This window comes from Ferruginivarius sediminum (assembly GCF_003344765.1).
GTDB lineage: Bacteria > Pseudomonadota > Alphaproteobacteria > Kiloniellales > Rhodovibrionaceae > Ferruginivarius > Ferruginivarius sediminum.
The window spans coordinates 82,626-101,161 of sequence record NZ_QPMH01000014.1 but is presented as its reverse complement, the minus strand read 5'-3'; the positions used below and the strand labels follow the sequence as shown (position 1 = coordinate 101,161).

The following is an 18,536-nucleotide window of genomic DNA, read 5'->3' as shown; positions in this document are numbered from 1 at the left end:
CCTGCCGCATCCAGCCGCTCCCGCCTTGCTCACGTCAGTAACAACGTCGCTACCAACGTCAGCCTAAGCGGCGAACGTCAGATGCCAAGGCGGCCCTGACCGGCCGGTTACGATCCTCCAGCGCGGACTGCAGGTCCTCGGCCTTGCGCCGGTACGCCTGGGCGGCGTTGGGATGCAGCTCCACCGCCTCGGGCTCGGGCATCCTCTCCAGTTCGCCGTCGATCTGCGCCAGACGCGTCTCCAGCTCGTTCAGACGGCTGGCTAGGGTACGGGCCTCGGGGTTGGCCTCGATGGCCTGAAGGATGTTGTCGATCTTGCCCTGGATCTCGGCGCGCTCCGCCTCGAGGCGCTCGCGGTCCGCGTCGGCGGCGCATTGAGCGTGCTTAAGCTCATCCTGATAGGCCTGCATGAAGGTCTCGACCATGTCCGGGGCGAGGAGGCGGTCCTTGAGGCCGTCCAGCACCCGCCGCTCGATCTCCTGGCGGGTGATGGTGCGGTTGTTCTGGCAGGTGCCCTGGCTGCGGCGGGTGGCGCAGCCGTAGCGGTCGACGCCGATGATCGTGTAGCGCCCGCCGCAGTGGCCGCACACCAGCAGCCCCGACAGCAGGAAGCGGCGCCGGTGCGCGCGGTTCAGGGCATTGCCGCTGTCATCGCGCTGCACGGTGAAGTGCAGGGCGTTCTGGCGTTCCTTGACGCGGTTCCAGAGCGCGTCGTCGACGATCCGCAGCGCCGGCACCTGGACGACCTCGTGCTGGTCGGGCGGGTTCGGCCGGGCGACGCGCCGACCGGTGCGCGGGTTCTTGACGTAGGAGCAACGGTTCCAGACCACGCGACCGACGTAGAGGTCGTTGTTGAGGATGCCGGTGCCGCGGTCGACCTGGCCGCGGATCGTGGTGTCGCGCCAACGCCCGCCGCGCGGGCCCGGGACGCCCTCGGCGTTGAGGTCGTGGGCGATCCGGCGGGGGCTGTGGCCGGCGGCATAGGCCTCGAAGATCCGCCGGACGACCGCGGCCTCGGCCGGGTTGATCTGGCGGGCGCCGCCGTCGCCGTCGTCGCTCTCCACGATATCATAGCCGTAGGCGCGGCCGGCGGGGATCCGGCCGGCCTGTACGCGGCCGCGCTGGCCGCGCCGGGTCTTGTCGCGCAGGTCGGCCAGGTACATCTGCGCCATCGTCCCCAGCATGCCGATATGCATGGGCGTGATCTCACCGGCGTTGGCGGCGTGGACCTTGATGCCGAGGTAGCTGAGCTGGTCGTGCAGCGCCGCGACGTCGGCCAGGCGCCGGCCGAGGCGGTCCAGGGCCTCGCAGACCACGACGTCGAACTTCCCGGCCTCGGCGTCGGCAAGCAGTTGCTGGTAGCCGGGCCGCGAGGCCGACGCGCCGGAGATCGCGCGGTCCTCGTAGGTGCCGATCTCCTGCCAGCCCGTCCGCGCGATCACGCGGCGGCAGGTGTCGACCTGGTCGGCGATGGAGGCCTCGCGCTGGTTGTCGCTCGAATAGCGGGCGTAGATGGCGGCGCGCATGTCGAACCTCATGATCGTTCGATCAGCAATGTCTGGGATTGCCCGTAGCGATCTGCAAAGATGGACGCAAGGGTATTAGGTTGTTGAGGTAGACGAAATCCCAGAGCCCCCTAAAGCGGTATGCAGCCTGATTTAATGTCGTCGTGCGACATTTAAATATTAGAAATAATACGCTGCTTTTGGCCAAACCAAACCAAGCGAACTGGTAAGGAACATCCAGGATAGTCAATTAGGTCTGGCCAAGACGAATGCGGTCGTCGACGCCTTGGGTTATCGTAATCACACTTCCACCACCTGTTAAGGACAGTGGCGCTACGATATGGCAGCCCTTTTCTTTTTTTATTGTTCAATGGTAGTTCTAAAAACCGCGCGTGCAGCCACTCGGTCATGTCGAGAGTCTGGCGGGTTACTTTTAACTTCCGTCCAGATGGCTCGGCAGTGGCAATCTCCCCTAACCAGAACTCGACCTCCCGCTCCACGTCACTTAATTTGTGGTGGTTAATTGATAATCGTGTAAATAGGCGCTCGCTTAACCCGATATACTGTAATCGCCTCTTTCTCTCATGAGCGCGTTTTCCGATGCAAATGTAAAGACCGTCATCATAGTCATTACGCGCATTTTCTTTGGCATCTGAAATATTAATATACGGTCCATACCAATCCACAGCAATCATCAGATGTTTGTCCGGCACGCCTTTCTCCAACACTGGTTAGAAACATATGACGAAAGGGGTCAAGCATATATATGCCTATGCTATAGGCATTTATTAAGATAAATTAGTAGCGCAGTCAACCCGGGATTTTTCAGTACTCATCCTTTACTGCGCTTTTTTGCCGCCGTAGTTCATCGAACGTCCGCGCGAGACACTGCAACGCCTTGTGCCGCTGCGCCTGGTTGTAGTGGTCCTCGGTCATCTTGGGATCGCTGTGGTCGAGCATCGCCCCGGCCAGGGTGACGTGCTCGGGGAGGTCCACGGCCCAGGCTGTGGCCAGACAATCCCGGAAGCGATGCGGCGGGATGGCGACGCCCAGGGCTTCGCGGGTGCGGGTCTTCGCCATCACGTTGATCGCCATCGGGCTCAGCCGGTCGCCGAACTCGGTGAGCCACAGGGCGTCGGCTGGCTCGGGTTCGTGAGGCCCGTTCGCCAGCACCGCCCGATGATGGTCGAGATAACGGTCGATGCGCGGTGTCAGGTCGGCCGGGAGCCGGTGCTCGCTGGCCCGCTTTTGCTTTGTCTCCGCGCCCGAGAAGACGAGCCAGTAATGCCCGCCCGCGCACGTCACGTTGACGTTGATCCGCATGCCGGCGAGGTTCTTTCGCCGCGGCGCCCGGGCGGCCAGGATCGCGATGATGAGGCCGTCGCGGTAAAGCACCGCGCGCTTGCGCGCCAGCAGGCCGTCCGCGGTTTCGCCGTCCTGCATCAGGTCAACGCCGAGCTTGTACAGTTGGCCGGGCGAGGTGAGCGCCTCGGGCTTGCTCTTGGTGGCCTTCTCGGCCCGCCGCAGGCGCGCCTTCAGCTGGGCCAGCCACCCCCAGTCCCGCTCGGGTTCAAAGAGCTGCATCGCTGTGTACAGCCGCCGCACCCGGTTGGCGAGCGACGCCGGGGCCAGCATGGGCTGCAGGTCGGCAATGTAGGCGGCCACCGCGTCCTCGGTGACGCGCTCGCCCGGCCGGCTGTCGGGCGCGAGCCGGCCGCTGGTGGCGAGCCAGCCCAGCCACAGGCCGTAGTCGTTCTCGAAGTTGGCGACGGTCTGCGGCCGCCAGTTGGCGGCACCGCCGCCGGGCTCGAAGATGTCGCCGGGGGTACGGGCCACCGCCCACGCCTGCCGGTCCGCCGCCGGCCAGTGCTCGGGGCGCAGGCTTTTGCGGGCACCTAGCTTAGCCATGATCTGCCCCCTTGTCGCCGGCGGCGCCAACGAGGTCCTCGCGCAGCGCCAGGATCTGCTTGTCGTACATCTCCACCGCCTGATGGCTGTCGAACTCGGCGTAGGTGTCCACCGTGGTTTTGAGGCGCTTGTGGCCAAGCACATGGCGGACGACCTCGAACTGCCCGGGGTTGGCCCGCAGGTAGAGCTTGGCGGCGATGTGGCGGAACAGATGCGGATGCACCGCGAGGCCGGTTTCGCGGCGGATCACGTTCTTCAGGTAGGTGCCGAAGGCCGCGATATGCTGGTGCCCGCCCTTTTGTCCGGGAAACAGCCAGTCGCCGTTGTCGCGCACCAGGAGCGGGCGGTAGTGCGTGAGGTAGAGGTCCAGCAGCTGCGCGGTGCGCGTCGGCAGCTCGACCTGGAGGGTTTCGCCATTCTTCACCTCGAGGCCCGGGATGTGGATGAAGGTGCGGCCCTTGCCGTTCGCCTGGGTGCGGTGGATGTTCGCGTCGATGCGCAGCTGGACGAGGTTGCGGATGCGCAGCGGCAGCACCAGCAGGATCTCGATCGCCAGCGCCGAGCGCACCCTGTAGGCGTCGCGCACCGTGACGTGCTTGCGGTTGCGCTGCGCGACCAGGCGGTCGGGCAGGTGCAGGAGCTTGGCGACGTTTTCTGGATCGGCGAAGGGGCGCAGGCGCTCGCGGTTGCGCTCGGCCATGCCGTGCGGTCGGTACTCCACCGCCTTGTAGGCACCATGCACGGCGTCGAAGGTGGCCTGATCGATGTCGCCGCGCTGGACGAGGTAGCGGGCGACGCCGAGCACGGCGTTAGCGATCTGGGTCAGCTGGCTCGAGAACTGCTGGCCGTTGCGCTCATAGAAGAAGCGCAGGCCGGCCTTGACCCGGCCGGGCTGGACGAGATCCGGAAGATCCTGCAGCTCATTGCAGCTGGCGGCGCCGCGGAGGACGACTGCTGAAGCGAACTGCCGGAGCTGGAAACGCTGACCTTGTATGGAGGGCGGGGCGAGCGGCCTCAGACTGGCATCCACGAAGGGATCCGTCCCGCTGCGGGCCTTGAAGTAGGCGTCGACTGCCTGCCGGAGACCAGCGGGAAAGTCCTCCCAGCCGTAGGTGTAGCCGTCGTCCCGGCACGGGATCGTGATCTCTGTCTGGGGCCAGCCCGGCACCTCGCGGACCGCCTTGTTCCAGTTCACGCAGGCCCGCCGGTAGGTGCGCGCCGGGTTGCGGGCGATCGACCGGTTCTCCAGGACGTCAAGGAAGGCCTCGAAGTAGCTGTCGTCGATCTCCTGCGGCGCCCATTGGTTATCGCTGGCGAAATGGGCAAAGCGAGAAAGCCCGTGCCGCAGCCACTGTTCGTCGATACAGGCGAGGAGATCCTGCCACGCTGGTGCAAGCTCGCCCTTGTGGCGGCCGGGCTCGATGTAGCAGCCGGTCACGTGCAGGGACTTGCGCAATCGCGAGCGGGCATTTGCCCAGCTGTTGCGGGAAATGCCGGCGGCGGCCGGCGCCACGGCGTTCAAGCGGTTGTTCAGAATCGGCGGGCTGGCCGGGATGTCGGCTAGGTTGCGGGCGAGGGCCCGGCCGACGTGGCGGATCGCCCAGGCCATGTCCTGGCGCGCCCGCGGCGTCAGCTGGGTGTCGGTCTGGACCCTGTCCAGCACGTCGGCCAGGGTGTTCGGTGCGTCCATCAGGCGCCTCCTTTCGGTCTCGTGACGCTCATTTGCCTGCCAGCGCAGGACTCGTCATGACTCCGATTGCCATGGTGTCGAATTTGTCAAAACGGATACTAACAAAACAAACCCGATTACTATGATCTGTTCTCACGAATGTTCATATCGACTAGGACTCGTCGAGACAGGGAATGCCAGTGCCGGCCATGGAGCCGTGGGCCTTGAGAAAGCGGCGCACCTCCGCCGGCGCGATCCGCACCCGGTTGCCGAGCTTGTAGGCGGCGAGATCCTCGGAGCTGATCCACCGGCGGACCTGGCGCGGCGAGACAGCCAGCAGCTCCGCGACCTCGGCCACGGTGAGCAGGCGCTCGGGGGTGTTATTCGTCCGACGCATCGTCGTCGTCCACCGTGTCGGCTTGATGCTGGACAGCGTCACGCGCGGCCTGGCGTGCGAGCAGGCGCACGAGTGCGATCATGCTTTGTTCCGTCTCAGCGGAACGTGTCACGGACGATGAATGTGTTTGCTCATGCTGCTCGCCGGTGTCGCGTTCGGGCTGTGCCATCGCTCCTCCGCTCGCTACGGCTTGTGCCTCTCAAGCGGCCCGTAGCAGCGACAACGAGGTCGTCAATGCGGGTGGGATAGCTGGACAACCGAGACGTGGGCCGGTGCAGGGGCCGCGTTCGACGCCTCACCCGGCCAGCTGGAGGAGATCCACGTAGTGGGCACCCCCGTGTGTGGGGAGGTCCTTCGGCGGCGTGGCAAGGTGGAACGCAACCATGGCTGCGACATCGACGGCCTTGAGATGCGGGTTACAGATGTTGACGAGCGCGGTGATACCGTATTCGTCGAGATCCCATTCCCGGAAGGCCGACAGCCATCCCCGGAGAATGTCGCGGGCAACCGTGCGGCGGTCCTTGCCGCCGCCGGCATCACAAGCGATGAGCTTCTGATCGAGGTCTTCGAGTTTTGCATCGGTCGGGCGGGCACGAGCCCCGTGAACGTCCGACCAGATCCAGTACCCGAGGAACCGGAACCCGTCGTGGGCCTGCCTGACGTAGCCGTATTTCAGGTGCAGAGGGCCGGCCTGGTGCCCCTGGAGGGCACCACGCAGGGCATTGTAAGCCGATACCGCGTCCCCGTAGCTCTGGCAGAAGAGCGCAATGTCATCGACATAACCGAGCGCAGCGATGCACGCCGGCAGCTCACCGTATACCGGCGCGAGCATCGCCGCTGCGGCAACGGGGGACGCGGCCGAACCCTGCGGCAGCCGACCCGTGACCACCTCCTTCTTCTTCCCTGCCTTACCTTCATTGTCATGAGGAATGACAATGTGGTCCCCGGAGGGCGGCAGGAGGATATGCCTGAACTGATGAGGCAGGTTCAGGCGGTGAGCAACTTCGTGGGCGTCCAGGCTGCCGAAGCAGTTCTTCACGTCAGCCGAGACGACCCAGCTGTAACCAGCGTCGATGTAGTCCTTGGCCTTGCGGATGGCCTCGTTGCGGCCTTTGCCCGGCACCCCGTGCTGGCCGGGATGGAGATCGTGTTCCGCGTGGATAGCGTGTGCCAGGAGGCGCTGGAGCGCCGTGCGCCGGAGGTCGAAGCGGAAAATCGGCCGGTATGACTGGTCGGATTTCACCTTCCACGTGAGGCGCACCGTCTCCTGGGGTTCGATCCGGGGGTCCAGCGTACTTGCCAGCTTCTCGGCCTCGGCGCAGGTGAGCTTGATGTCCTTCTTGCGGGCGGCCTCGGCCACCGCGACGGCCCGGGCGGAGAAGCTGTTGAGGAACGCCTTGCGGGTCTCGCGTGTCCGCGCCACGTCGCCGCATGCAGCTGCCTGGCCCAGGCGACCATGGAGCTTGGCCGCCTTCTGGCGGTGCTTGGCGCTCACCTTCGCGTTGCCGAACTTCCCGGGCATAGCCTGACGCGTCCTTCCTGGTGCAGGTGTCGGAATCGTCCTCCTCGCGCCTTTAAGCGTGATGGCACGCTTGTCAAGCGCAGGCATGCCGAGGGAGGCGCAGTCTAGGCTTGTCTAATCTTTTGAATGCCAGAGGCGTGAAATCGATTGCACAGGAAGATGGTTATTCTGAAGCCAGAGAACAGACTGTTAGAAATCTGCTGTTATCTTCAGCGGCAGTCAGATGTGCAATCGATTGCACAGGCCTGTCCTTTACCCCCGGACGGGCAAGCTTATGTATCGAGGGATATCTCGCCCTGCTTCAGCTTTTGATATAGCTCGGCTTGGAGTTTGCGGGCTGCCGGGCGCTTGTCCTGCTTTTCGTTCGCGTCCACGTTCAGGCCGTAATGGCTGGTCAGGGCGTCCAGGACGACGGCACGCAGCGTGGTGTTCTTGTCCGCTGCCAGCTGCTTCAGATCTTGAACAACGTGGAGGGGAAGGCGGACCGATAACTGTTTCTCGTAAACTTGTGCACTTCCCGAGTACGGTGCGGACTTGGTTTTGTCGCTGGATGAGCCTTTTTTGAATTTCACCGCCATGAATGCCCCTTGATTGTCTACAGCAGTAATCTGGTACGGGGTAGCCTGTTCGAGCAAGGCGGGACAAAGCAAGAGGCAAGCTTAGCTTTGCAGGCGACGCACCTGCGCGGGGTGCGACGCCCGAGCCGCTTGTCACCCACCACGAGCGAGAGGTTCCAATCCACGCACCCGCGCGGGGTGCGACCCCTGCGCCTGCAAGGCTGGGAGCAGCCGCACCTGTTCCAATCCACGCACCCGCGCGGGGTGCGACCGGCTCGCCTTCAAGGCGGTGACCGCTTCTTACGTTCCAATCCACGCACCCGCGCGGGGTGCGACGGCTGCGCCGGCACCCAGTTCAGCACCCGGTTGTGGTTCCAATCCACGCACCCGCGCGGGGTGCGACGGCGTGGCTCCAGCATCTCTACACCTGCTTCACCGTTCCAATCCACGCACCCGCGCGGGGTGCGACACATAGCCCGGCATCAGCTCGACGAGGTCGTGCAGGTTCCAATCCACGCACCCGCGCGGGGTGCGACCGACCGCAAGGTGACGTTGCTTGTGGACGAATTGTTCCAATCCACGCACCCGCGCGGGGTGCGACACAGGACGTGGTGCGGCGGACAACAGGGCATCCGTTCCAATCCACGCACCCGCGCGGGGTGCGACGAGTTTCTTGGCTGGCGCACGGCGCAACTCATGGAGTTCCAATCCACGCACCCGCGCGGGGTGCGACCCCTCGATCATCTGCCGCAGGCCGCCCAAGCGCCAGTTCCAATCCGCGCACCCGCGCGGGGTGCGACATGGAAATTTGCGCCGTGTTCCGAGGCCGCCAAGAGTTCCAATCCACGCACCCGCGCGGGGTGCGACCAAGTCCTGGGGTGGTCAGACAATGGCGTCGACGTGTTCCAATCCACGCACCCGCGCGGGGTGCGACCCGACGACCTCGACTGGCACAGGATCGCTGCAGACGTTCCAATCCACGCACCCGCGCGGGGTGCGACTTAGGGCGATCCTGCCATACGCCGAGAGCCGCGCTGTTCCAATCCACGCACCCGCGCGGGGTGCGACCCCCGAACAGTACCGCACCCAAACCCTGTTGTGGATGTTCCAATCCACGCACCCGCGCGGGGTGCGACGTCGTTGACCCCTTCAAGGGAGTTCGCCTTGGCGATGTTCCAATCCACGCACCCGCGCGGGGTGCGACGCAGGGTGTCGTCGCCGCGCACCTCCTGAACATGTTCCAATCCACGCACCCGCGCGGGGTGCGACGCTGAAGCGCGCACGCAAGGCCGAGCAGGCGAAGGCGTTCCAATCCACGCACCCGCGCGGGGTGCGACCATGCGCCACGAGTACCGGACTCTGAGCGAAGCCGAGTTCCAATCCACGCACCCGCGCGGGGTGCGACACCGACGACATTGGTGTCGTCGACGTGTCTCAGGTCGTTCCAATCCACGCACCCGCGCGGGGTGCGACTTAGGGCGATCCTGCCATACGCCGAGAGCCGCGCTGTTCCAATCCACGCACCCGCGCGGGGTGCGACCAGTAGTGAGGCTCGACGCACGCCCCGGACCTATCGTTCCAATCCACGCACCCGCGCGGGGTGCGACAGATTGCCAATCCTGCTGGTAGCGGTGTGGTGATGTTCCAATCCACGCACCCGCGCGGGGTGCGACGCGTTCGATGGTGTCTTTGTCTAGCCCCTTCCACAGTTCCAATCCACGCACCCGCGCGGGGTGCGACGAGGTGGCTGGTGCGACCTATTCGAACGCCAACACGTTCCAATCCACGCACCCGCGCGGGGTGCGACGCGAACTGGTTCTACAAGCTGGCGCGCAAGGCGGAGTTCCAATCCACGCACCCGCGCGGGGTGCGACCCACATGCCCCGATGGGCTTCCCGCCTGACGCTCGTTCCAATCCACGCACCCGCGCGGGGTGCGACTCGCGACCGGATGTGGCCGTTCACCTCGCGATGGAGTTCCAATCCACGCACCCGCGCGGGGTGCGACCCCCGGACGATGACGCCGATGTCGGGGACGCGCGAGTTCCAATCCACGCACCCGCGCGGGGTGCGACGAGCGTAGCTTCGACAACAAGCGTCCACAGCGAGTGTTCCAATCCACGCACCCGCGCGGGGTGCGACGTTGGGCCGACGTGTTCGACGCCGAGGTGTCAGACGTTCCAATCCACGCACCCGCGCGGGGTGCGACGCCGACCAGACGAACGACCAAGCGAACGAGACAGTTCCAATCCACGCACCCGCGCGGGGTGCGACCGCGCCGCCGGCGCCAGCACCGGAGCCCGCGGACGTTCCAATCCACGCACCCGCGCGGGGTGCGACGCTTCACTTCCGAGACAACGCGCAGGTTCTGGAGTTCCAATCCACGCACCCGCGCGGGGTGCGACGCGTAGATCGCCGCGGTGGTCTTGCCGTAGCCGCTGTTCCAATCCACGCACCCGCGCGGGGTGCGACCCGTGGCGGACATGGCGGCTCCGGCAAGATCAAGTTCCAATCCACGCACCCGCGCGGGGTGCGACTTCGCGATTGACCGCGCGGCCGATGTCCAGACCGCGTTCCAATCCACGCACCCGCGCGGGGTGCGACACGTGGCTCAAGCGCCTGCGGCGCAAGCTGGGTAAGTTCCAATCCACGCACCCGCGCGGGGTGCGACCTACAACGTGGACAAGGACGAGCACCCCAACGAGCGGTTCCAATCCACGCACCCGCGCGGGGTGCGACTGTTGCGAGATCGCTTCGGACGGCTTCGAGCCGCCGTTCCAATCCACGCACCCGCGCGGGGTGCGACTGGCCTATGCCGGGATCGAGATCAAGGATCTGATCGACGTTCCAATCCACGCACCCGCGCGGGGTGCGACCACCGCCAGATCGCCCGACTCCCAACCTTGCCCAAGGTTCCAATCCACGCACCCGCGCGGGGTGCGACGGATCGCGCTTTCGACGTCGTCGGCGAGATCCTTGTTCCAATCCACGCACCCGCGCGGGGTGCGACGTGTTTAGATAGATAAGGTCACGGACCACGGCGGCGTTCCAATCCACGCACCCGCGCGGGGTGCGACATGCCGGTGCCGCAGCGGAGGCGCCCGCAACGTTGTTCCAATCCACGCACCCGCGCGGGGTGCGACGCGTCGCACCCGTCCCCGCGCTGCCGCCGTCCGGGGTTCCAATCCACGCACCCGCGCGGGGTGCGACTCCCTGAGCGTAACCGGTTGAGTGGGCGGGGAAAATGCGGGGTTTTGCGCGAACCTCCTGCCGGGGCGGTGTCGTGGGGGCTCGGGTGCTGTGGCGACAGCAGGGAAAATCCGTTATTTCAGTGGCTTAGCCTCCGCGCGAACCTGCCGGGGATTGCGTGCGTGCTTGGGGTCCGCGCGGCGGCTGCCGGCGTGGCAAGTTGCCGCGTCGAATGTGTGCGAGGGCGGTTGCGCGACTGGAAGTTGACCGGCAGAATAGCGACTGTTCGAGTCAGAAGCAAACCGGACGGGTCCATCCGCGCATGCCGCCTTATGCCCACTCGCTCGACGACCGGCCAGAGGCCGAGTGGGAGCCGCTGGCCGAGCATCTGGAGGCGGTGGGCGCGCTGGCGGCCGAGAAGGGCGCGGCCTGCGGGTTGGGCGAGTGGGCGCGGCTGGCCGGGCTGCTGCACGACCTGGGCAAGACCAGCGAGGCTTTCCAGGCCCGGCTGCGCGGCGACAGCTCGCGGGTGGACCATTCCACCGCCGGCGCGCGGGAGGCCGTGCGCCGCTGGGGGTTGGCGGGGCGCGTGCTGGCCTATGCCGTCGCGGGCCACCATGCCGGCCTGCCCGACAGTGCGGACCTGCACGAGCGCTGTGCCAGGGCCGACCTGCCGCTGTACGACGTGGATTTCCTGACGCTGCCGGACACGCCGCCGGATTTCCCCTTCGCCCCGGCGGACAAGGATCTGGGGCTCAGCCTGTTCATCCGCATGATCTTCTCCTGCCTGGTCGATGCCGACTACCTGGCGACCGAGCGGCTTTACGAGCCGGAGAAGGGCGCGCGGCGGGGGCGCGCGGTCACGCTGGATGCGCTGCGCGAACGGCTTGAGGCGTACCTGACGGAACTGGCTTCAAGCAGGAAGGAAAGCCGGCTGAACCCCGACCGGCGGGCGATCCAGGACGCCTGCCGCCGGGCGGGCGGACGCCGGCCGGGGCTGTTCTCGCTGACGGTGCCGACCGGCGGCGGTAAGACCCTGGCCTCGCTGTTGTTCGCGCTGCACCACGCCCGGGCGCACGGCCTGCGCCGGGTCATCTACGCCATCCCCTACACCAGCATCATTGAGCAGACGGCGGCGGAATTCCGCAAGGTTCTGGGCGACGACGCGGTGCTGGAGCACCACAGCAACCACCCCTATCCGGACAAGGAAGACGACGAGGGGCGGCGGGCACACGACAAGATGAAGCTGGACGCGCAGAACTGGGACGCGCCGGTGGTGGTGACCACCAACGTGCAGTTCTTCGAGTCGCTCTTCGCCGACCGGCCCTCGCGCTGCCGCAAGTTACAGGCCATCGCCGGGTCCGTGGTGGTGCTGGACGAGGCGCAGATGCTGCCGGTCGACTATCTGCGCCCCTGCATGGCGGTGCTGCGGGAGTTGACGGCGAACTACCGGGTCAGCGCTGTGCTCTGCACCGCGACGCAGCCGGCGCTGACGTATTCCAAGGACTGGATGCCGCATGGCTTCGAAGGGGTGACGGAGATCGCGCCGGACCCCGACGCCCTGCACGAGCGCTTTCGCCGCGTGGACGTGCGCGAGATCGGCAAGCTGGACGACGACGCCCTGGCCGACGAACTGGCGGCGCGGATGCAGGTGCTGTGCATCGTCGATACGCGCCGGCAGGCGGCGGCGCTGTTCCAGGCGTTGCGGGACCGGGCGCCGGACGACGGCACCTTCCACCTCAGCGCGCGGATGTGCCCGGTGCACCGCCGCGAGCGCCTGGCGCAAATCCGCCAGCGGCTGGATGACGGCGTGCCCTGCCGGGTGGTCAGCACGCAGCTTGTCGAGGCCGGGGTGGACGTAGACTTCCCCGAGGTGTTCCGCGCCCTGGCCGGGCTGGACTCCCTGGCGCAGGCCGCCGGCCGCTGCAACCGCGAGGCGCGGGAGGCGCGCGGCACGCTGCATGTCTTTACGTCCGGGCGGGAGAGCAACCTGCCGGACTGGCAGCGCCGCATCGCCTGCGCCCGCGCCATCCTGGACCGCGGCGACGACCCGATGTCGCCCGCCGCCCAGCGCACCTTCTTTCAGCGGCTCTACGCGCTGGAACGCGAGCGCCTGGATGCCAAGAGAATCCTGAACCTGCTGGGCGAGCATCCGCGCAAGGTCAGCGTCCGCTTCCGCGAGGCGGCGGAGAAGTTCAAGTTCATCGAGAACCCGATGGAGCCGGCGATCGTGCCCTATGACGAGACGGCGCGAGAGCGGATCGACGCGCTGAAGTGGAGCGAAACGCCGGGCGCGCTGGCCCGCGGCCTGGACCCCTACGTGGTCCAGCTTCACCCGCGCGAGATCAACGCCCTCGCCGCCGCCGGCGCGCTGGAGGTGCTGCACGCGGACGCGAAAGGAAACGCCGGCTATCGCGTGCTGGCGAACCGCGACCTCTACAAGGACGACCTCGGGCTGTGCCCGGAGGACCCGACGTATCTCAGTATCGACAGCATGATGAATTAAGCGACAGGCAGAGGGGGAAAACATGGCGCAAGGCGTGCGCCTCCGCATCTGGGGCGAGCAGGCGTGCTTTACCCGTCCCGAGATGGCGGCCGAACGTGTGAGTTACGACGTCATCACGCCCTCGGCGGCGCGGGGGATTCTGGAGGCGATTCACTGGAAGCCGGCCATTCGTTGGACGGTGGAGCGCATCCGGGTGCTGAAACCGATCCAGACCGAAAGCATCCGCCGCAACGAGGTCAGTATGAAGCCCAGCCCGCGCGACCTGGCCCGCCGGATCAACGCGGGGGAGACGCCGGCGCTGTTCGTCGACGAGCACCGGGCGCAGCGTGCGGCCATCGTCCTGCGCGACGTCGACTACGTGATCGAGGCGCGCTTCGAGATGACCGACAAGGCCGGGCCGGAGGACAACGCCGGCAAGCACGCCGAGATGTTCCGCCGCCGGGCGCGCAACGGTCAGTGCTTCAAGCAGCCGGTGATGGGCGTGCGCGAGTTCCCCGCGCACTTCGAACTGCTGGAGGACGACGCCGATCTGCCCAAGTTGGCCCCGGCGCTGGCGGGGGAGCATCGCCTGGGCTGGATGCTGCACGATCTGGATTTCGCGAACGGCGCCACGCCGCGCTTCTTCAACGCGGTGATGCACGACGGCGTGATCGAGGTGCCGGCCTTCCACGGCCCCGAAACGGTTGCGTGAGGGGGAACGACACATGATCTTGCAGGCCCTCACCGACTACTACGACCGCCGCCGGCGGCAGGAGGACGGCGACCGGCCACCGCCGTTCGGCTATGCCAGCGAGCGTGTCGGCTTCGTCCTGGTTTTGGACGAACAGGGGCAAGTTTTACAGCCGATCCCCCTGGGCGACACCGACGACAAGGGCCAGCGGCAGCCGCGAGTCCTGGAGGTGCCGCGGCCGCTGGGCGGGCGGACATCCGGCATCCGCGCCTACTTCCTTTGCGACAAGACGCAGTACGTCCTGGGGGCCGGCGGCGACAAGCCGGCGCGCGACCGCGAGGCGTTCGAGGCCAGCAAGGACAAGCACCTGCGCTATCTGGCCGACAGCGACGATCCGGGCGCGGTTGCGGTGCGCAGGTTTTTCGAGACCTGGGACCCCACGCAGGCCGAGACGCTGGAATATTGGCCGGAGATGGCCGGCGCGAATCTGGTGTTCAGGTTGGATGGCCAGCCCGGCTACATCCACGAGAGTCCGGCCCTGCAAGCGATCTGGCAGGACCGTTTCGCCGAGGAGAACGAGGCCGAAGAGCGGCAGTGCCTTGTCACCGGCGAGGACGGCCCGGCGGCGATGCTGCACCCGCCGGTCAAGGGCGTGCGCGGCGCGCAGAGCAGCGGCGCCTTCCTGGTGTCCTTCAATGCCGAGGCGTTCTGTTCCTATGGCCAGGGGGTCGCGGGCAAGGGCCTGAACGCCCCGGTCTCGCAGCGCGCGGCCTTCGCCTACACCACTGCGTTGAACGAGCTGTTGCGCTGGGACAGCCCGCGCAAGCTGCGACTTGGCGAGACCAGTGTGGTGTTCTGGGCGGTGAGGGACGCGTCCGAAGAGAACGATAAGTCCAAAGAGACTTACAAATTTGAGAAAGCGTTGCCCGCCATGCTTAGCGGGCGCAGGGATGATAGCCACTTGGACCCCGACACCGCCGGCCGGGTCGGAAGGATCATGGAAGCCATCCGCGAGGGCCGAAAGCCTGCCGACGTTCTGGAAGAACTTGACCCTTCGGTGACCTTCTACGTCCTGGGCCTCGCCGCACCCAGCCAGGCGCGGCTGACAGTGCGGTTCTGGATGGTCGCCACCCTCGACCACCTGCTCGCAGGCATCCAGCAGCACTATGAGGATATGAAACTCCAAACCCGCTATGCCAACGAGCGGGACATGCCGTCGTTGTGGCGGCTGTTGGCGGAGAGGACGCGCGATAGGGACTTAGACAACGAGTCCAATAGCTATCTTTCCCGATTGTATGAGAAGCTGCTTTTTGCCGTCCTCACCCAACAGCGTTATCCGCGTGCCTTGCTGACTGGCGTGCTAGGTCGTATCCGCGCGGAAATCGGCAAGGCCAGTCGTCTCGATTATGAGCCGGTGAGCCATCCACGCGTCGCGCTTATCAAGGCGATCCTTCGCCGTGACGCATGTCGCTCAAATCGCCCTATTCCCCCGGAGGTAAATTCGATGGCACTGAACGAAGATACCAAAGATGTACCCTACCGATTGGGCCGACTATTCGCTGTCTTGGAAAAGACGCAGCAGGATGCACACGGCATTGATCGTATAGGCGAAACAGATAATGCAATGACCGCCGACGGAAGCCGCCAGGGTTCCAAGGGGAAGCTCAAACGCACTATTCGTGATTCCTATTTTACGACAGCCTCTATGGCTCCCCAAGCTGTATTTACTCGACTCATTCAGAATAGCAAAAATCACATTTCAAAAATCCGTCAGTATAGAGAAGGTTATGCAGTTCATATAGATAAGAAAATTTCTGAAATAATAGATCCCATAGATATTGAGAAAAATCCGATACCCACTCACATGAACCTTGAAGAACAAGGGAAATTCGTTCTCGGCTACTATCACCAACGCAATGTGCTTTACCCTGGGCGCGACCGCAAAGAACCTGCGCCGGCGGATGGCCCCGACAACACCCCCGCCCTTGAGGAGGAAACCGCCTGATGTCCGAGCCGATCCAGAATCGCTATGAGTTCGTGTTCTACTTCGACGTCGAGAACGGCAACCCCAACGGCGACCCCGACGCCGGCAACATGCCGCGCATCGATTTCGAGACCAACCACGGCCTCGTCACCGACGTTTGCCTGAAACGGAAGGTCCGCAACTTCGTCGAGTTGGCCGGCGGCGGCGCGGGGCGCGAGATCTACGTGCGCGAGAAGGCGGTGCTGAACCAGCAGCACCAGAAGGCCTACGACGCGAACGGCCTGAAGCACGAGAAGAGCAAGCTGCCCAAGGACGGCGACAAGGCGAAAGCGGTCACCGACTGGATGTGCGAGAATTTCTACGACGTCCGCGCCTTCGGCGCCGTGATGACGACCGAAGTCAACGCCGGCCAGGTCCGTGGCCCCGTCCAGTTCGCCTTCGCCCGCAGCGTCGACCCCATCATGCCGCAGGAGATCAGCGTCACCCGCATGGCGGTCACCAACGAGAAGGACTTGGAGAAAGAGCGCACCATGGGCCGCAAGTCCATCGTGCCCTATGCGCTCTACCGGGCCGAGGGTTTCATCTCCGCGCCGCTGGCGGAAAAGACCGGCTTCTCCGAGGACGACCTGGAGCTGTTCTGGTCGGCGCTGGCGCAGATGTTCGACCACGACCGCTCCGCCGCCCGCGGCAAGATGGCCGCGCGCGACCTGATCGTCTTCAAGCACGACAGCAAGCTGGGTAAGGCACCGGCGCACAAGCTGCTGGACCGTGTGACGGCGGATCGACAAAAGGATGAGAATGGTAACGAGCCCAAGGACGCACCGCGCCACTTCGAGGACTACGTCATCGCCGTGAATAAAGAGGACCTGCCGGCGGGCGTCGAGGTCCTGCGGCCGTTCGAGGCGTAACCGTCATGGCCGGCGCGGCGGACGATTCGCTGCGGGACGAGGCAGAACTGATCCCGCTGTCGGCCTTGCAGCACTACGTCGTCTGCCCGCGCCAGGTCGCCCTGATCCACACCGAGCAGCAGTGGGAGGAGAGCGCGGAGACCGCCGACGGCCGCATCCAGCACGCCCGCGTGGACCAGCCCGCCAGCCGGCGCCGCGACGTCGTCCGCCGGGCGACCGGGCTGACTGTCCGCTCCTTCGCGCTGGGTGTGATCGGCCGCGCGGACGTGGTGGAGTTCCACCGCCGCAAGGGCGCGGCCGACACTGTCTTCCCGGTCGAGCACAAGCGGGGCCGGCCGAAGCGGCATGACGGCGACAGGGTCCAACTCTGCGCCCAGGCGCTGTGCCTGGAGGAGATGCTCGGCGTGACGGTGGCGGCCGGGGCGCTGTTCTACGGCCAGCAGCGGCGCCGCATCGACGTCGCCTTCGACGACGCCCTGCGCGAGCGCACCCGGCAGGTGGCCGCCGAGGTCCGCGAGCTGCTGGCCTCGGGCCGCACGCCGCAGCCGGTGCCGTGCCCCGCCTGTCCGAAATGCTCGCTGAAGCCGCGCTGTCGGCCGGACCAGCTTGGCGCGGGCGGCGGCCGGGTCGCCGCCTACCTGCGCCGCCGGCTGGCCGCGGACGCGGGGGAGAGCGAGGCTTGAAGCGGCATCTCAACACGCTGTTCGTCACCACGCCGGGCACCTATCTCGCCAAGGACGGCGAATGCGTACAGGTGCGGGTGGAGGGCGAGAACAAGACCCGTATCCCCATCCTGGCGCTGGACGGCGTCGTGTGTTTCGGCCAGGTGTCCTACAGCCCCTACCTGCTGGCGCACTGCGCCGAGAACGGCGTCACCGTCACCCATTTGAGCGAGAACGGCCGCTTCCTGGCGCGCATCCAAGGGCCGACCAGCGGCAACGTCCTGCTGCGCCGCATGCAGTACCGCTGGGCCGACGACCCCGGACAAAGCGCCGCGCTGGCGCGGGTGTTCGTGCTGGCCAAGCTGCACAACGCCCGCATCGTCTATCAGCGGGGTCAGCGCGAGGCCGGCGAGGGCGAACGCAAGACCGCGCTCGCCGCCGGGGCGGACCGGCTGGCGGGCCTGATCGGCCGGGTCGAGACGGCGGCGGACCTCGACGCCGTGCGCGGTGTCGAGGGCGAGGGCGCCATGACATACTGGCGCGACTTCCAGGCGCTGGTGACGCGCGGCGGCGACGGCTTCGTCTTCGACGGCCGCACCCGCAGGCCGCCCCTGGACCGGGTGAACTGCCTGCTGTCGTTCCTGTACACCGTGCTGGCGCACGACATCCGCTCGGCGTTGGAGACCGCCGGGCTCGACCCCTATGTCGGCTATCTGCACCGCGACCGGCCGGGCCGGGCCAGCCTGGCGCTGGACATGATGGAGGAGTTCCGGCCCTGGCTTGTCGACCGTCTTGTCCTGTCGCTGATCAACCGGGGACAGGTGACCGCCGGCGGTTTCACGCGGGAGGACACTGGCGGCTATCTGATGGACGACGACACCCGGCGTCAGGTCCTGACCGCCTGGCAGGAGCGCAAGCAGGACGTCGTCACCCATCCCTTCCTGAACGAGAAAATGCCGATAGGTCTGCTGTGGCACACCCAGGCCCTGCTGCTCGCGCGGCACCTGCGCGGCGACCTGGACGGCTATCCGCCGGTGCTGTGGCGGTAGGCGGCGGGGGAC

The 18,536-nt window shown here is 66.2% G+C and carries 14 protein-coding genes and 1 CRISPR repeat array; of the genes, 6 read left to right on the top strand and 8 right to left on the bottom strand.

Annotated elements, in window-relative coordinates; translation table 11 throughout:
- Positions 1-58: 58 nt before the first annotated feature.
- From DRB17_RS14315 to DRB17_RS14285, 8 genes are all read right to left on the bottom strand, one after another.
- On the bottom strand, positions 59-1,525 hold the full coding sequence (locus tag DRB17_RS14315; protein ID WP_161958834.1) for a recombinase family protein: 1,467 nt from the start codon (positions 1,523-1,525) through the stop codon (positions 59-61).
- A gap of 152 nt (positions 1,526-1,677) precedes the next feature.
- Entirely contained in the window at positions 1,678-2,217 is a 540-nt protein-coding gene (locus tag DRB17_RS19990; protein ID WP_147274917.1) for a hypothetical protein, read from the bottom strand.
- 112 nt (positions 2,218-2,329) lie between these two features.
- Complete coding sequence (locus DRB17_RS14310) at positions 2,330-3,412, bottom strand: site-specific integrase (protein ID WP_114582897.1); 1,083 nt, start codon at positions 3,410-3,412, stop codon at positions 2,330-2,332.
- The gene (locus DRB17_RS14305) at positions 3,405-5,102 is read right to left on the bottom strand and encodes a tyrosine-type recombinase/integrase (RefSeq protein WP_114582896.1); all 1,698 of its coding nucleotides are present in this window, start codon (positions 5,100-5,102) and stop codon (positions 3,405-3,407) included. Before DRB17_RS14305 ends, DRB17_RS14310 begins: the two co-directional genes overlap by 8 nt.
- Positions 5,103-5,253: 151 nt before the next feature.
- Entirely contained in the window at positions 5,254-5,478 is a 225-nt protein-coding gene (locus DRB17_RS14300) for a helix-turn-helix domain-containing protein (RefSeq protein WP_114582895.1), read from the bottom strand.
- The gene (locus DRB17_RS14295) at positions 5,462-5,647 is read right to left on the bottom strand and encodes a hypothetical protein (protein ID WP_114582894.1); all 186 of its coding nucleotides are present in this window, start codon (positions 5,645-5,647) and stop codon (positions 5,462-5,464) included. Before DRB17_RS14295 ends, DRB17_RS14300 begins: the two co-directional genes overlap by 17 nt.
- Positions 5,648-5,773: 126 nt before the next feature.
- The gene (locus tag DRB17_RS14290) at positions 5,774-7,000 is read right to left on the bottom strand and encodes a reverse transcriptase domain-containing protein (protein WP_161958833.1); all 1,227 of its coding nucleotides are present in this window, start codon (positions 6,998-7,000) and stop codon (positions 5,774-5,776) included.
- 272 nt (positions 7,001-7,272) lie between these two features.
- The gene (locus tag DRB17_RS14285) at positions 7,273-7,578 is read right to left on the bottom strand and encodes a hypothetical protein (RefSeq protein WP_114582892.1); all 306 of its coding nucleotides are present in this window, start codon (positions 7,576-7,578) and stop codon (positions 7,273-7,275) included.
- A gap of 86 nt (positions 7,579-7,664) precedes the next feature.
- A CRISPR array of direct repeats spans positions 7,665-10,766; the repeat unit is 32 nt; unit sequence GTTCCAATCCACGCACCCGCGCGGGGTGCGAC.
- A 301-nt stretch (positions 10,767-11,067) separates the two neighbouring features.
- Here DRB17_RS14285 and cas3 point away from each other — a divergent pair.
- From cas3 to cas1c, 6 genes are read left to right on the top strand one after another with little or no spacing between them, the layout of a single operon-like run.
- Complete coding sequence (gene cas3 / locus DRB17_RS14280) at positions 11,068-13,251, top strand: CRISPR-associated helicase Cas3' (RefSeq protein WP_114582891.1); 2,184 nt, start codon at positions 11,068-11,070, stop codon at positions 13,249-13,251.
- Between the two features lie 22 nt (positions 13,252-13,273).
- On the top strand, positions 13,274-13,942 hold the full coding sequence (gene cas5c, locus DRB17_RS14275; protein WP_114582890.1) for a type I-C CRISPR-associated protein Cas5c: 669 nt from the start codon (positions 13,274-13,276) through the stop codon (positions 13,940-13,942).
- Between the two features lie 13 nt (positions 13,943-13,955).
- Positions 13,956-15,926: a type I-C CRISPR-associated protein Cas8c/Csd1 gene (gene cas8c, locus DRB17_RS14270; RefSeq protein ID WP_114582889.1), complete on the top strand. Its 1,971-nt coding sequence runs from the start codon at positions 13,956-13,958 to the stop codon at positions 15,924-15,926.
- Positions 15,926-16,813, top strand: coding sequence for a type I-C CRISPR-associated protein Cas7/Csd2 (cas7c, locus tag DRB17_RS14265; protein ID WP_114582888.1), 888 nt, complete (start codon positions 15,926-15,928; stop codon positions 16,811-16,813). Before cas8c ends, cas7c begins: the two co-directional genes overlap by 1 nt.
- Before the next feature lie 5 nt (positions 16,814-16,818).
- Positions 16,819-17,496 (top strand): CRISPR-associated protein Cas4, encoded by a 678-nt coding sequence (cas4, locus tag DRB17_RS14260; RefSeq protein WP_114582887.1) that lies wholly within the window; start codon positions 16,819-16,821, stop codon positions 17,494-17,496.
- Positions 17,493-18,524 (top strand): type I-C CRISPR-associated endonuclease Cas1c, encoded by a 1,032-nt coding sequence (gene cas1c, locus DRB17_RS14255; RefSeq protein WP_114582886.1) that lies wholly within the window; start codon positions 17,493-17,495, stop codon positions 18,522-18,524. Before cas4 ends, cas1c begins: the two co-directional genes overlap by 4 nt.
- The last annotated feature ends 12 nt before the right edge of the window (positions 18,525-18,536 follow it).